11 protein-coding genes are annotated in these 14,662 nt (G+C 74.6%); 7 read left to right on the plus strand and 4 right to left on the minus strand.

The genetic code is table 11. The features are described from left to right. The first annotated feature begins 28 nt into the window (after window positions 1–28). From FGD68_RS05185 to FGD68_RS05200, 4 genes are all read left to right on the plus strand, one after another. Window positions 29–3,679 carry a proline dehydrogenase family protein gene (locus tag FGD68_RS05185; protein WP_119373237.1) on the plus strand — a complete coding sequence of 1,217 codons (3,651 nt, stop codon included), beginning with the start codon at window positions 29–31 and terminating at the stop codon, window positions 3,677–3,679. Then, window positions 3,680–4,138 carry a GNAT family N-acetyltransferase gene (locus FGD68_RS05190; protein WP_119373236.1) on the plus strand — a complete coding sequence of 153 codons (459 nt, stop codon included), beginning with the start codon at window positions 3,680–3,682 and terminating at the stop codon, window positions 4,136–4,138. Between the two features lie 62 nt (window positions 4,139–4,200). After that, window positions 4,201–4,878, plus strand: coding sequence for a DUF6584 family protein (locus tag FGD68_RS05195; RefSeq protein ID WP_119373235.1), 678 nt, complete (start codon window positions 4,201–4,203; stop codon window positions 4,876–4,878). Continuing rightward, a complete protein-coding gene (locus FGD68_RS05200) occupies window positions 4,875–5,447 on the plus strand; it encodes a 4'-phosphopantetheinyl transferase family protein (RefSeq protein ID WP_237609862.1) in 573 nt (190 codons plus the stop codon). Before FGD68_RS05195 ends, FGD68_RS05200 begins: the two co-directional genes overlap by 4 nt. A 27-nt stretch (window positions 5,448–5,474) precedes the next feature. On the opposite strand, the gene FGD68_RS05205 is transcribed toward FGD68_RS05200, so the two are convergent. The 3 genes from FGD68_RS05205 to FGD68_RS05215 all read right to left on the minus strand — a co-directional run bounded on the left by FGD68_RS05205 (window position 5,475) and on the right by FGD68_RS05215 (window position 11,397). Then, window positions 5,475–6,788, minus strand: coding sequence for a M1 family metallopeptidase (locus tag FGD68_RS05205; protein WP_119373632.1), 1,314 nt, complete (start codon window positions 6,786–6,788; stop codon window positions 5,475–5,477). After that, entirely contained in the window at window positions 6,785–10,924 is a 4,140-nt protein-coding gene (locus FGD68_RS05210) for a Pls/PosA family non-ribosomal peptide synthetase (protein WP_237609863.1), read from the minus strand. Before FGD68_RS05210 ends, FGD68_RS05205 begins: the two co-directional genes overlap by 4 nt. Before the next feature lie 104 nt (window positions 10,925–11,028). Continuing rightward, window positions 11,029–11,397: a GntR family transcriptional regulator gene (locus FGD68_RS05215; RefSeq protein WP_237609864.1), complete on the minus strand. Its 369-nt coding sequence runs from the start codon at window positions 11,395–11,397 to the stop codon at window positions 11,029–11,031. 124 nt (window positions 11,398–11,521) lie between these two features. On the opposite strand from FGD68_RS05215, the gene FGD68_RS05220 reads away from it, so the two are divergent. Then, entirely contained in the window at window positions 11,522–11,893 is a 372-nt protein-coding gene (locus tag FGD68_RS05220) for a hypothetical protein (RefSeq protein ID WP_104235593.1), read from the plus strand. A gap of 18 nt (window positions 11,894–11,911) precedes the next feature. Here FGD68_RS05220 and FGD68_RS05225 read toward each other — a convergent pair whose 3' ends face one another. Next, window positions 11,912–12,349 carry an Lrp/AsnC family transcriptional regulator gene (locus FGD68_RS05225; RefSeq protein WP_011931848.1) on the minus strand — a complete coding sequence of 146 codons (438 nt, stop codon included), beginning with the start codon at window positions 12,347–12,349 and terminating at the stop codon, window positions 11,912–11,914. A 183-nt stretch (window positions 12,350–12,532) separates the two neighbouring features. Between FGD68_RS05225 and ddaH the strand changes: the two genes are divergently transcribed. Continuing rightward, on the plus strand, window positions 12,533–13,375 hold the full coding sequence (ddaH, locus tag FGD68_RS05230; protein ID WP_119373565.1) for a dimethylargininase: 843 nt from the start codon (window positions 12,533–12,535) through the stop codon (window positions 13,373–13,375). A 20-nt stretch (window positions 13,376–13,395) separates the two neighbouring features. Beyond that, complete coding sequence (gene rocD / locus FGD68_RS05235) at window positions 13,396–14,640, plus strand: ornithine--oxo-acid transaminase (protein ID WP_104235591.1); 1,245 nt, start codon at window positions 13,396–13,398, stop codon at window positions 14,638–14,640. Window positions 14,641–14,662: the final 22 nt, after the last annotated feature.

The raw sequence follows: 14,662 nt of genomic DNA on the forward strand, positions 1-14,662 counted from the left end.
GCCCGACCCGAGACGAAGAGGTTCCCGCATGACCGCCGAGACCGCATCCGCCCCCGAGACCGCCGCGATCCCGACGGTCGATGGCACCGCCGCAGCACCCGACCGCGAGGCGCTCGCCGACCGGTCCGTCGCCCTCGTGCGCACCTGGCTCGCGGAGGCGGCGCAGCACCCCGCGGATCCCTCCGCCGAGCGCCTCGCGGGCGTCCTCAAGGATGAGAACGGCCTCGACTTCACCATCGGCTTCGTCGACCGCGTCGTCCGTCCCGAGGACCTGCCTGTCGCCGGCAACAGCCTCGCCGCGCTCACCGCCAAGACCCCCGGCTTCCTGCCCTGGTACATGCAGGGCGCGATCCGGGCGGGCGGCATCCTCGGCCCCGTCCTCCCGCAGGTCGTCGTCCCGGTGGCGCGCCGCGTGCTGCGCGAGATGGTCGGGCACCTCATCGTCGACGCGACGAGCGAGAAGCTCGGCCCGGCCATCGCCAAGCTGCGCGAGGGCGGATCCCGCCTCAACCTCAACCTGCTCGGCGAGGCCGTGCTCGGCGAGAAGGAGGCCGCGCGCCGCCTCGCGGGCACGCGCGAGCTGCTCGCGCGTGACGACGTGGACTACGTCTCCATCAAGGTGTCGAGCGTCGTCTCGCAGCTGTCGATGTGGGCGTTCGACGAGGCCGTCGAGAAGGTCGTCGAGCGCCTGACCCCCCTGTACGAGCTGGCCGCGAAGGCCGCTGCGCCGAAGTTCATCAACCTCGACATGGAGGAGTACAAGGACCTCGACCTCACGATCGAGGTGTTCACGCGCGTGCTCGACCAGCCGCAGCTCAAGGACCTCGAGGCCGGCATCGTGCTGCAGGCGTACCTGCCCGACGCGCTCGCCGGGCTCCAGCGGCTCACGGCGTGGGCGCAGGAGCGGCGCGCGGCGGGCGGGGCGCCCATCAAGGTCCGCATCGTCAAGGGCGCGAACCTGGCGATGGAGCAGGTCGACGGCCGGATGCACGACTGGGCGGTCGCCACCTGGGCCACGAAGGAGCAGACCGACACGCACTACAAGCGGATGCTCGAGCACGCGCTCACCCCCGCCGCGGCCGACGCCGTGAAGATCGGGGTCGCCGGCCACAACCTCTTCGACGTCGCGTACGCGTGGCTGCTCGCGGAGGAGCGCGGCGTGACCGACCGGATCGAGTTCGAGATGCTGCTCGGCATGGCGACCGGCCAGGCCGAGGCCGTGAAGCGCACGGTCGGCGGGCTCCTGCTCTACACGCCCGTCGTGCACCCGACCGAGTTCGACGTGGCGATCTCGTACCTCATCCGCCGCCTGGAGGAGAACGCGAGCCAGGAGAACTTCATGTCGGCGGTGTTCGAGCTGAGCACGTCGAGCGAGCTGTTCGCGCGGGAGGAGTCGCGGTTCCGGGCGTCGCTCCAGGGAGTGGACGACACGATCCCGGCGCCGAACCGCACACAGGACCGCCGCTTCCCGCCGGAGCTCGACGACGTGGATCCGCTCGCCGAGCCCGAGACGCCGGAGGAGCCCGAGGAGGAGGTCGACCCGCAGCTCACGAGCGTGGTGCAGGGCTTCACCCGCGGCTCGCTGCTGACGCCCGACGCGCTCGTGGACCCCGACGCCTCCGCGACGCCGTTCCACAACGCGGCCGACACGGATCCGGCGCTGCCGACGAACCGCGCCTGGGGCCGCGAGATCCTGTCCCGCGTCGAGGCCTCGCAGCTGGGCGTCGCGACCATCGAGGCCGCGCGCATCGACTCCACCGGGCAGCTGGACGACATCATCGACGGCGTCCGCACGGCCGCCGCGTCCTGGGGCGCCCGCCCCGGCGAGCAGCGCGCGGCGCTCCTGCACCGCGTCGGCGTCGCGATCGAGCGCAACCGCGCGCGCCTCATCGAGGTGATGGCGTCGGAGACCGGCAAGACCATCGCCGAGGCCGACCCCGAGGTCAGCGAGGCCGTGGACTTCGCGCACTACTACGCCGAGCGCGCCCGCGACCTCGACCGCGTGCAGGGCGCCCGCTTCGTGCCGTCGCGCGTCACCGTCGTGGCGCCGCCGTGGAACTTCCCCGTCGCGATCCCCGCGGGCAGCATGCTCGCGGCCCTCGCCTCCGGCAGCGGCGTGGTCGTCAAGCCCGCCGGCCAGGCCCGCCGATCCGGCGCCGTGCTCGTCGAGGCGCTCCGCGAGGCCGGAGTGCCGCGCGAGCTGCTCGCGCTCGTCGACGCGGGCGAGGCCGAGTTCGGCGAGCACCTCATCTCCCACCCGGCGGTCGACCGCGTGATCCTCACGGGCGGCTACGAGACCGCCGAGGTCTTCCGCTCCTGGCGCTCGGACCTCCCGCTCCTCGCGGAGACCAGCGGCAAGAACGCCATCATCGTCACGCCCAGCGCCGACCTCGACCTTGCCGCGGCCGACGTCGTGAAGAGCGCGTTCGGCCACGCCGGCCAGAAGTGCTCGGCGGCGAGCCTCGTGATCCTCGTGGGCTCGGTCGGCAGGTCCCGCCGGTTCCTCACGCAGCTCGTCGACGCGGTGTCGTCGCTGCGCGTGGGCTATCCCTCGGATCCCACCACGCAGATGGGCCCGATCATCGAGCCGGCCGCCGGCAAGCTGAAGCACGCGCTCACGCAGCTCGGCGTCGGCGAGAAGTGGCTCGTGGAGCCGGAGGCGAAGGACGAGACCGGGCGCCTCTGGTCGCCGGGCGTCCGCGATGGCGTGAAGCCGGGGTCGTACTTCCACCTCACCGAGTTCTTCGGGCCCGTGCTCGGCGTGATGCGCGCGCGCACCCTCGAGGAGGCCATCCGCTTCCAGAACGCCATCCCCTACGGCCTCACCGCGGGCCTGCACAGCCTCGACGCGCGCGAGCTCGAGCAGTGGCTCGAGACCGTGGAGGCGGGCAACCTCTACGTGAACCGCGGGATCACCGGCGCGATCGTGCAGCGCCAGCCGTTCGGCGGCTGGAAGCGCTCCTCGGTCGGATCCGGCACCAAGGCCGGCGGCCCGAACTACCTCATGGGACTCGGCTCCTGGGTCGCCGACGCCGGCCGGCACTCGAGCTCCCTGCACCTCCGCGGCCTGTCGCCGCGGGTCACGGAGCTCATCGAGTCGGCGCAGCCCGCGATCCGCTACGAGGACTTCGACCTCGTCCGCCGCTCTGCGCTGAGCGACGCGGTCGCGTGGCACGACGAGTTCGGCCAGGTGAAGGACCCGAGCGGCCTCGGCGTCGAGCGGAACCTGTTCCGCTACCGGCCGCTGCCCGTCACGGTGCGGCTCACGGAGTCGGGCGCGCTCGCGGACCTGCTGCGCGTGCTCGCGGCAGGACGCCTCGCGCGGGCCGAGATGCACGTGTCGGTGCCCGGGATCCTGCCGGCCGGCCTCGGCCAGGTGCTCGAGGACCTGCCGAGCGTGCACGTGACCATCGAGACGGACGATGCGTGGCTCGCCCAGGTCGCCGCCGACGGGATCGCGACGGAGCGCGTGCGGCTCGTCGCCGCCCGCGACTCGCGGCTCGTGGAGGCGCGGGCCCTGTCCGACGCGCTCCGCGGCACACCCGACGTGGCCGTCTTCGCCGACGAGATCACCGCGGCAGGCCGCGTCGAGATGCTCACGTTCCTGCGCGAGCAGGCGATCAGCATCACGGCCCACCGCTTCGGCAACCCGGACGCCTGGAGCGAGGCGGTCATCTAGGTGACCGCGATCGAGGTCCGTGCGCTCCAGGCCTCGGAGGTCGGGCGGCTCGAGCAGGGGGAGCCGTCCGGCCGCGGGTTCGCGCGCGCCATCTGGGAGCTGCAGGAGGCGGGCGGATCCACGCTGCTCGTCGCGTGGGACGGCAGCCGTCCCGTGGGCGCCGGCCAGCTCGACCTCCGCGGCGACGTGCCGGAGCTGCGGAACCTGAGGGTGGATGCGGCGGAGCGGGGTCGCGGGATCGGCACGGCGATCGTGCGGGCGGCCGAGGAGCGGATCGCCCCCGGCCGGCTCACCGTCGGGGTCGGCCTCGACAACCCGCGTGCCCGAGCTCTGTACGAGCGGCTCGGCTACCACGGCACGGGGGAGATGACGACGACCACGTACGCGTACGTCGACGACGCGGGCGTCACCCGGCAGGCCACGGAGACGGACGAGCGGTTGGCACGCGACCTGGGCTGAGCGCCGTGTCCCGCACACCGAGGGCGGATGCGGTCGCATCCGCCGCCTGCCACGATGAGCGGATGGACGAGGCCGGGGCGATCGCGCGCGCCGAGGCGATGCGGGATGCGGGTGAGCGCGCGAGGGGGATCCAGTCGCTGCGGACGCGCGTGGAGCGGAACCCGACCGAGCTCGAGGCCCGGCGGATCCTCGCGGAGTGGTACCGCGACGACGGTACGCACGACCAGGCCGGCCGGTGGGGCATCGTGCTCCCCGGCTGGACCACCACCTACGAGCGCGACCGCACCGCACGGCTCTTCGCGGCCTCGTACCCGGTCGGCGGCGACGTGCTCGCCTTCCTGCACCTCCCTGCCGGGCCGATCCCGGAGGATGCGCGGCTGCTGGCGGCGCGGATCCCGGTGCAGCGGGAGCTGCTGTCCCGCCGGGCGGATCCGCCGACGCCGGGCCAGCTGCCCGGACCCCCGGGCCCGCTGGACGGCTACGCCCTGGTCGTCGGGATCGTCGCCGTCGTGCTCCTCCTCGTCGACATCGCGGTGACGGTGGTCGGGGCGCTCCTCGGCGCGTCGACCAGCGGCTTCACGCGCTGGGTCACGGCGGGCGTGCTCGTGCTCGCGGTCGCCGCGGTCCTGCTGGCGTGGGTGAACGCTCGGCGGACACCGGCCCGGCCGGCCGCGCAGGACGTGGACGAGGGCGTGCTCCCCGCGGACCCGCCGGGCACTGGCAACCCCAGCGGATCATGACGCACATCGTCGTCGCGCGCGTCGCCGTGGACGCGTCCGCCGCCCGCCCCGCCCGCACCGCCGTCGGCCGGGACGCGCTGCGGTCGATCGCCGCGGAGCTCGTGGGCGCGCATCCCGCCGACGTCACCGTCCGGGCCCGCTGCGCGACCTGCGGCGGGCCCCACGGGCGGCCGGTGCTCGGCGGATCCCGCGCGCTCGACGCCCTGCACGCGAGCGTCGCGCACGCGGGCGCCGCGGTGGTCGTCGCGGTCAGCGCGGGCGGGCCGGTCGGGATCGACGCCGAGCCGCGCGGACGGGAGGCGCCGCCCGGGACGACGCTCGAGGAGTGGGTGCGGATCGAGGCCGTGCTGAAGGCCGACGGCCGCGGCCTGCGCATCGACCCGTCGCGCGTCCGCTTCGCGGACGACGCCCACGGGTCCGTCGCGTGGATCGACGGCGAGCCCGCGCGCTATCGCGTGGCTGACGTGGAGCTCGGAAGCGATCTGGTCACGGCCCTGGCCCAGCGCGGGACCAGGCCGAGAGGAGACTCGATCAGCGCCATCGTCGTTGTGCATCGGCCCGAAGCATAGGGACGATTCGCCAGCGGAGGTCGGCCGTCAGCGCCGCCCCACCCGCGGCAGCGCCGGCAGCGGCGCGTCCGCGAGCCACGCGCGCAGCAGCGCGCCGGCGTCGCCTGCCGCGCCCACGAGGTCGGCCGTGGTGCGCGGCGCCGTCCACGCCGGATCCGTCCAGCGCAGCAGCAGCTGCCGCCACGCCGTGTCACCGAGCGTCAGCCGCAGCGCGTGCACCGCGAGGGCGCCGCGCTTGTAGACGACGTCGTCGAACATCGACTCCGGCCCGGGATCGCCGATGCCCATCTGCGTGCCGTAGCGGTCGAGGCGCGCGTGGTGCTGGCGTGCGAGCGTGTCCGCGGTGGGCCCGCCGGACTCCTCCGACCACAGCCACTCGGCGTAGCAGGCGAAGCCCTCGTTGAGCCAGATGTGCTGCCACGACGCGAGGCCCACGGAGTTGCCGAACCACTGGTGCGCGAGCTCGTGGGCGACGAGCCGCTCGGATCCGCCCGTGCCGTCGGCGTGGTTCGCGCCGAGCACGGCCATCGCCTGCGCCTCGAGCGGGATCTCCAGCTCGTCGTCCGTGACCACCACGCGGTACTCGCCGAACGGGTACGGCCCGAACAGGGTCTCGAAGAACGCCATCATGCGGGGCACCGGCGCGAGGTCGTGCAGCACGCGGGCCTCGCGCGGCTTCGGGTACGCGAACACGGCCTCGGTGGATCCGGCGGGCACGCGCCGCTCGGCGTAGCGGCCGATCTGCACGGTCGCGAGGTACGGCGCGGTGGACGCGTCCTGCTCGTAGGTCCAGGTGGCGCGGCCCGAGCGCTCGAGCCGGGAGACGAGCCGGCCGCTCGCGACCACGGAGTAGTCGACCTCGCACGCGACGCGGATCCGGAACGGGGCCCGCACATCCGGCCGGTCGTTGCAGGGGAACCAGGTCGACGCACCGCTCGGCTGCGACGCCACGAGCACGCCGTCGCCGAGCTCCTCCCAGCCGAGCTCGCCCCAGACGGTGCGGCGGGGGCCGGGCTCGCCGGAGTAGGCCACGTCTACCGTGAAGGACGCGCCTGCGGGGATCGGCGTGGCCGGGGTGACGACGAGCCGCCCGCCGCGCTGCACGTGCCGGGTCTCGCGGCGGCCGTCGACGCGCACGTCCGAGGCGCGGAGGCCCGTGAGGTCGAGCTCGAACCGGGGGAGGTCCTCGCGGGCGGTGGCGCTGATCACGGCGCGCGCCTTCAGCCGGTTGCGCGCCACGCGGTAGTCGAGGTCGAGGTCGTACCGCTCCACGGAGTAGGCGGTGGAGCCGACCTCGGGGGTGTATCCGTCGCCGGACGAGGGACCTGCCGCGGCCCTCACCGGCGACCGGCGGGCGCGGGAGCGGGAGCGGCGGAGTCGGCGGAGGCCGGGGAGCCGGCGGCGGGCGCGGCCGCGGCGGGCAGGTAGCGTCCCGTCTTCACCTCGCGCCACGGGCCGATCGGGTTGCCGCTCCAGCGGCTGGCCTCGGGCACGAGCTCCCCGCGCATCACGAGGCTCGCGGGGCCCACGGTGGCCTGCGGGCCGATGCGCGCCGCGGGGAGGATGACGCTGTGCGGCCCGAGGGTCGCACCGGCGTCGAGGGTGACGGTGTCCATGCTCATGATCCGATCATGGAACAGATGCGTCTGCACGACACATCCGCGGTTGACAGTGGACGCGTCGCCGAGGGTCACCAGGTCCGCCTCGGGCAGCCAGTGCGAGTCGCACCACACGCCGGATCCGATGCGCGCGCCGAGGCTCCGCAGCCACCAGACGAGCGCGGGCGTTCCCGCCGCCGACGACGCGAACCAGGGCGCCGCGACCATCTCGGTGAACACGTCCGACACCTCGCTGCGCCACACGAACGACGACCACAGCGGGTGCTCCTCGGCGCGGATGCGGCCGATGAGGATCCACTTGGCCGCCGTCGAGATGCCCGCCGCGACCGCGCCGGCGACCAGCAGCACCACACCGCCGAGCAGGAACGCGACGAACGGGCCCCATGCCCCGGTCAGCGCGGCGAGCGTCACGAGGACAGCGAGGCCGATGGCGCAGGTGACGAGGACGGGCACGACGCGCAGCAGCTCCCAGAGGATCCGCGCGACGCGCAGGCGGGTCGGCGGCCGGAACGTGCGCGAGTCGTCGGCGGCGGCGACCGTGCGCCGGAGTCGCACGGGCGGGGAGCCGAGCCAGGAGGATCCGGCCTTCGACTTCGTGGGCGCCGCCGAGAGCACGGCGACGAGGCCGTCCTTAGGCACCCTGTGGCCGGGCCCCGCCATGCCGGAGTTGCCGAGGAACGCGCGCTGGCCGATCTCGGCGCGGGCGACGCGCATCCACCCGCCGCCGAGCTCGTAGCCGGCGACGAGCGTGTCGTCGGCGAGGAAGGCGCCGTCGCGGATGGTGGTCATGGCGGGGATGAGCAGCACGGTCGACGCCTCGACGTCCTTGCCCACGCGGGCGCCGAGGAGGCGCAGCCACACGGGCGTGAAGAGGCCGGCGTAGAGCGGGAAGAGCACGGTGCGCGCGAGGTCGAGCAGGCGCTCGGTGGTCCACAGCTGCCAGCCGACGCGGCTGCGCACCGCGTGGATGCCCTCGGTGACGCCGAGGCCGAGGAGGCGCACGGATCCGACGACGAGCAGCGCGAGCACGAGGCCGGTCATGAGCACCGCGGGCACGAGCACGCCGAGGCCGCGCCACCACACGTCGCCGAGGTCGGCGGATCCGCGGATGGAGGCCGCGAGGATCCCGCCGCCCGCGACGAAGCCGACCACCGGCACGAGCGCGGTCGCGACGGAGGCGGCGCCGTACGCCGCGACCCAGCGCGTGTTGCGCGGCGGCCGGTGGTCGGGCCACCAGACCCGGGCCTTGCCCTCGCGCGCGGCGGGGGATCCGGCCCAGCGCTGGCCCGACGGCACCCGGCCGAACACGGCCGAGCCCGGCGCGATCTCCGCGCCCTTGCCGATGCGCGTGCCCGGCAGGAGCGTCGAGCGGGTGCCGACCGTGGAGCCCGCGCCGATGCGGACCGCGCCGACGCGCACGGTGTCGCCGTCGATCCAGTACCCGGAGAGGTCCACCTCGGGCTCGACGGACGCGCCGCGGCCGACGCGGAGCATGCCCGTCACGGGCGGCAGCGTGTGCAGGTCGACGTCGTCGGCGATGCGCGCGCCGAGCGCCCGGGCGTAGTACGTGATCCACGGCGCGCCCGCGAGCCCGACCGCGCCGATCTGCTGCGCGATCTGCTCGGCCAGCCAGATCCGCAGGTGCCAGCGGCCGCCGCGCGGGTGGTCGCCGGGCTCGAGCCCGCGGAGGAGCAGGCGCGCGGCGACCGCGGAGATCGCCATGCGGCCGAACGGCGTCGCGAAGAGGAGCAGGCCCGGGATGAGCAGCCCGAGCGGCACGGACGGCAGAGCGTCGAACCCGCCGAGCGGGCGCAGCAGCGCGCTCGCGGTGAGGAGCAGCGCGAGCCAGCGGAGGCTCTGCAGGGCGAGGAGGGGCGCGCCGAGGAGGGTCTGGATCCACTGGGTGCGACGCGGCGTGGGCGTCACGTCGACGCGCGGCCCGCTGCGCTCCGCCCGCGGCGCGCGACCGGCGATGGCGGCGTGCATCGCGCCGAGGCGCGGGTGGGCGTAGACGTCGGCGACCGTGAACTCGGGGTCGATGGTGCGGATCCGGGCCACGAGCTGCGCGGCCGACAGGGATCCGCCGCCGAGGTCGAAGAAGTTGGCGTCGGCGCTCGCGACGGGCGTGCCGAGCGCGGCCGACCACATCTCGGCGAGGGGGCGCAGCTCGGCGTCGAGGTCGGCGCCGTCGTCGCCCGCGGCGCCCGGGAGCGGCCACGGGAGCGCGGCCTTGTCGACCTTGCCGGACGTGCGCGTCGGCAACGACTCGACCACGCCGATGAGCGGCACGAGCGCGGCCGGCAGCGCGACACGGAGGCGCTGCACGGCGTCCTCGCGGGAGAAGGTCGCGGGATCCCGGGGCACGAGGTAGCCGACGAGCACCTGGTTGCCCGCACCCGTGGTCTGCACGGCGACGGCCGCGCCCTGCACGTCGTCGAGCGCCTGCAGCGCGGCCTCGATCTCGCCCAGCTCGATGCGGCGGCCGCCGACCTTCACCTGGTCGTCGGCGCGGCCCTGGAACACGAGACCCTCGGCCTCGAAGCGCACGAGGTCGCCCGAGCGGTAGGCGCGGTCCCAGCCGAGCGCGGGGAACGGGGCGTACTTCTCGGCGTCCTTGGCCGGATCCAGGTAGCGGGCCAGCCCGACGCCGCCGATGATCAGCTCGCCCACGCCGCCCTCGGGGACGCGCGCGCCCTCGGGATCGACGACCGCGAGGTCCCAGCCGTCGAGCGGCAGGCCGATGCGCACCGGGCCGGGGCCGCCGAGCGGTGCGGCGCACGCGACGACGGTCGCCTCGGTGGGGCCGTACGTGTTCCAGACCTCGCGCCCGTCGGTCGCGAGCCGCTGGCCGAGCTCGGGCGGGCAGGCCTCGCCGCCGAAGATGAGCAGCCGCACGTTCTCGAGCGACTCCGCGGGCCACAGCGCCGCGAGCGTCGGGACGGTGGAGACGATCGTCACGCCGTGCGTGGTGAGCCAGGGCCCGAGGTCCATGCCGCTGCGGACAAGGCTGCGCGGCGCGGGCACGAGGCACGCGCCGTGGCGCCAGGCGAGCCACATCTCCTCGCAGCTGGCGTCGAACGCGACCGAGAGGCCGGCGAGCACGCGGTCGCCGGGGCCGATCGGCTCCTCCTGCAGGAAGAGGCGCGCCTCCGCATCGACGAAGGCCGCGGCCGAGCGGTGCGAGACCGCGACGCCCTTGGGCGTGCCGGTGGATCCCGAGGTGAAGATGATCCACGCGTCGTCCTCCGGCGCGGGCGGCGCCACGAGCGGCAGCGCGGAGGTGGAGGCGTGCGCGGCGGCGGCGGGGAGGATGCGGAGGGCCTCGGCCGCCGCGGCGTCGGCGTCGGCGTCGCCGGCCGACCCGGTGCCCGCCGCCTGCGGCATGTACTCGCCCGTGCCGGTCACGACGCCCGCGACGCGCGCCTCGCCGAACACGAGCCGCGCGCGCTCCTCGGGGTCGTCGGCGTCCACCGGCACGTAGGCGGCGCCGGCCGCGAGCACGCCGAGCACGGTGACGTAGAGGTCGCGGGATCCCGACGGCATGCGGATCCCGACCCGGTCGCCCTTGCCGACGCCCGCGTCCCGCAGCGACGCGGCGACCTGCACCACGCGCGCCATGAGCTCGCGGTAGCTGAGCGCGCCGTCGCCGTCCTCGATGGCGGACGCGTCGGGGTGCGCGGCGACCGTCGCGCGGAGCACCTCGACGAGCGTGCGCGGGGGAGTGACGGCGTCGGCCCGATCCAGCACGTGCTGGGCGTCGTCGGCGTGGGCCCGGGCGGTGCCGGTGGACACGGCGGGAGCGCTCGCGCGAGGGGCGTCGTCGTGCGGCGTCGCCGCCTCCGGGGAGGACTCGGGCATGTGGTCTCCGTTCGGATCGTGCGGCGTGTGCACTGTCGGGCCTCCAGGTGAACGGGAGGTGGATTCGCCGCGACCTGGCGTCGCCGCCCCGCCCGACGGCCCCGTCATCCGGCCGCGAGCGCCTCGTCGAGCAGGCGGCGGGCCTCGGAGTCCGCGACGCCGAGCCGTCCCGCGAGCTGCGCGTACGCGACGGCCGCCGCCCGCAGCGCGGCGGGCACGTCGTCCTGCGCGGCGACGAAGGACCCGGCGCGGCCGCGCGTCTCGATCACGCCGTCCGCCTCGAGCTCCTTGTACGCGCGTGCCACCGTGTTGACGGCGACGCCCGTCTGCTCCGCGAGCGCCCGCACCGTCGGCAGCCGCGCGCCGACCGGCAGCTCGCCGTCCGACGCCCGACGCGCGACCTCCGCGCGGAGCTGCTCGAAGGGCGGGGTGCCGGAGCCCGGGTCGATGCGGTAGCCGAGCGCGGGATCCATGCGCCGAGGCTAGCGATCCGCGGAGCGACGGCAGACGCGACATGCACGGCGGCGCGCGCTGCCGGGGCCCGCGGCGGGGGCAGGATGGGAGGGCGGCGCATCGGCCGCCGACGGGAGGATCCGCATGTCCGAGCTCGAGCTGATCACGATGTGGTCGCGCGCCCGCAAGCAGATGATCACGAGCCAGCTGGGCCCGATCTTCCTGCTCACGTCCACGGTGGTCCTGCTCCGCACGGGCCTCGCCGACGCCGACCTCGGCACGCGACTCGCGGCCGCGCTCATCCTGCTCGCGACGGGCGCGCTCGGATCCGCCGTCCAGTTCTCCGTCAACTCGCAGGCCATCGCGATCGCCCGCGACCTCCGCGACGCCGGCGCGACCTCGCACGCGGCCCGCATGGTCATCGCCGCCGAGGGCATCACGAATCTGATCCGCTACGCGATCCCCGCGCTCTTCGTGGTCATCTACGTCGTGATCCTGGTGGCGCTGTTCGCCTGACCCGGCGGTGCCCCGGCGCTACTCCAGCGTCCGGTTCACCAGACGCGAGAGCACGATCGCGCTGCGCGTGTGGTCGACGTTCGGGGCGAGGCGCACCTTCTCGAGGGCGTCCTCGAGGCTCGGGATGTCGCGGGAGCGGATCCGCACGATCGCGTCCGCGTCGCCCGTGACGGTGCCGGCGTCGACGACCTCGGGCACGCCCTGCAGGATCCGCCGCAGCTCGTCGGGCGCCACCGTCCCGCGGCAGAACAGCTCCACGTAGGCCTCGGTGCTGAGGCCGTCGACGGCCGGGTCGACCTGGATCGTGAAGCCGCGGATCACGCCGTCGGCCACCAGCCGGTCGACCCGCCGCTTCACCGCGCTGGCCGAGAGGCCCACCGTCCCACCGATGTCGCCGTAGCCGGCGCGTCCGTTCTGGCGGAGGAGGTCGATGATCCGGTGGTCCAGGTTGTCCATGGTCCGAGCCTATGGCGGGATCGTGCGTGGGACGGTGCCCCCACGCGCGGAATCCGCGCCGCACCCTCTCGAACGGGCGCGATGCGCCTGCCAGGCTGTCCGGAAGGCGTCCCCTCGGGGCTCTGGGACATCGTCCGCCTCCACGACCGCGCCACCCGGCGCGCCGCACGAAGCAGGAGCACCATGCCCTCCACCCTCTCCCGAACCGCGGACACGTCCGGCGGCCGCACGCCCGTCGCGAAGCGCGTGCTCATGTGCCGGCCCGACCACTTCGACGTGGTCTACAAGATCAACCCGTGGATGGATCCCGCCGTCCCGACCGACACGTCGCTCGCGGTGCGCCAGTGGCAGACCCTCTACGACACCTACGTGGGCCTCGGCTTCCAGGTCGACCTCATCGACGGGATCGCCGGGCTGCCCGACATGGTCTACGCGGCCAACGGCGGCTTCACGCTCGACGGCATCGCGTACGGCGCCGCCTTCCAGCACCCCGAGCGCCAGCCCGAGGGCCCCGCGTACATGGACTGGTTCCGCGAGGCGGGCTTCGACGTGCGCGTGCCCGAGCAGGTCAACGAGGGCGAGGGAGACATCCTCCTCGTCGGCGACACGATCCTCGCGGGCACCGGCTTCCGCAGCGACAGCACCAGCCACGCCGAGGTGGCCCGGATCTTCGACCGCGAGGTCGTGACCCTGCGCCTCGTGAACCCGTCGTTCTACCACCTGGACACCGCGATCGCCGTGCTCGACGACACCAACATCGCCTACCTGCCGAGCGCGTTCGACGCCGACAGCCTCGACGAGATCGAGCGCCGCTTCCCCGACGCCGTCGAGGTCAGCGAGCAGGACGCCTCGATCCTCGGCCTCAACTCCTACAGCGACGGGTTCAACGTCGTCATCGCGGAGAAGGCCGTCGGCTTCGAGGCGTCGCTGCGCGAGCGCGGGTACAACCCCATCGGCGTCGACCTGTCCGAGCTGCTGCTCGGCGGCGGCGGCGTGAAGTGCTGCACGCTCGAGCTGCGACAGTGACGATCAGGACGGATGAGGACATGACCGACACCATCGACCGCCCCGCCGCATCCGACGCCGGCGCCCTCGCGATCCACGCCGAGGAGGCGCACGCCGCGCACAACTACCACCCGCTCCCCGTCGTGGTCGCGTCCGGCGAGGGCGCGTGGGTCACCGACCTCGACGGCCGGCGCCTCCTCGACTGCCTCGCCGCGTACTCGGCCGTGAACTTCGGGCACTCGCACCCGGAGCTCGTGCGGGTCGCGACCGAGCAGCTCGGGCGGATCACGCTCACGAGCCGCGCGTTCCACAACGACAAGCTGGGCCCGTTCGTCACGGCGCTCGCCGAGCTCGCCGGCAAGGACATGGTCCTGCCGATGAACACGGGCGCCGAGGCCGTGGAGTCCGGGATCAAGGTCGCGCGCGCCTGGGGCTACCGCGTGAAGGGCGTGGCAGCGGGCCGGGCGAAGATCATCGTGATGGCGGGCAACTTCCACGGCCGCACCACCACCATCGTGAGCTTCAGCGACGACGAGGAGGCGCGCGCCGACTTCGGGCCGTTCACGCCCGGCTTCGTCACCGTGCCGTACGGCGACGCCGCGGCGCTCGAGGCCGCGATCGACGCGGACACCGTCGCGGTGCTCGTGGAGCCGATCCAGGGCGAGGCCGGCATCGTCGTGCCGCCCGCGGGCTACCTCGCCGACGTGCGGCGGATCTGCACGCGCGAGCGGGTGCTGATGATCGCGGACGAGATCCAGTCGGGCCTCGGCCGCACGGGCGCGACCTTCGAGTGCGACAACTCCGACGTCGTGCCCGACCTGTACCTGCTCGGCAAGGCGCTCGGCGGCGGCATCGTGCCCGTCTCGGCCGTGGTCGGCGACGCGGACGTGCTCGGCGTGATCCAGCCGGGGCAGCACGGATCCACGTTCGGCGGCAACCCGCTCGCCGCGGCCGTGGGCCACGCGGTCGTCGACATGCTCGCGACGGGCGAGCCGCAGGAGCGCGCGCGTCGCCTCGGGGCCGTACTGCACGCCCGGCTGGCGGATCTGGTGGGCCACGGCGTCCTCGAGGTGCGCGGCCGCGGGCTGTGGGCCGGCATCGACATCGACCCGGCGCTCGCCACGGGCCGCGCGGTCTGCGAGCGGCTGGCCGAGCGCGGCGTGCTCGCGAAGGACACGCACGGCTCGACGATCCGGCTCGCGCCGCCCATCGTGGTGGAGGAGGAGGACCTCGTCTGGGCCGTCGGCCAGCTCGCCGAGGTGCTGACGGAGCTCGGGGCGCGCTGACCCCGACACCGCGCTGACCCGG

The sequence above is a fragment of the Clavibacter californiensis genome, assembly GCF_021952865.1.
In the GTDB taxonomy this organism is placed as follows: Bacteria; Actinomycetota; Actinomycetes; order Actinomycetales; family Microbacteriaceae; genus Clavibacter; species Clavibacter californiensis.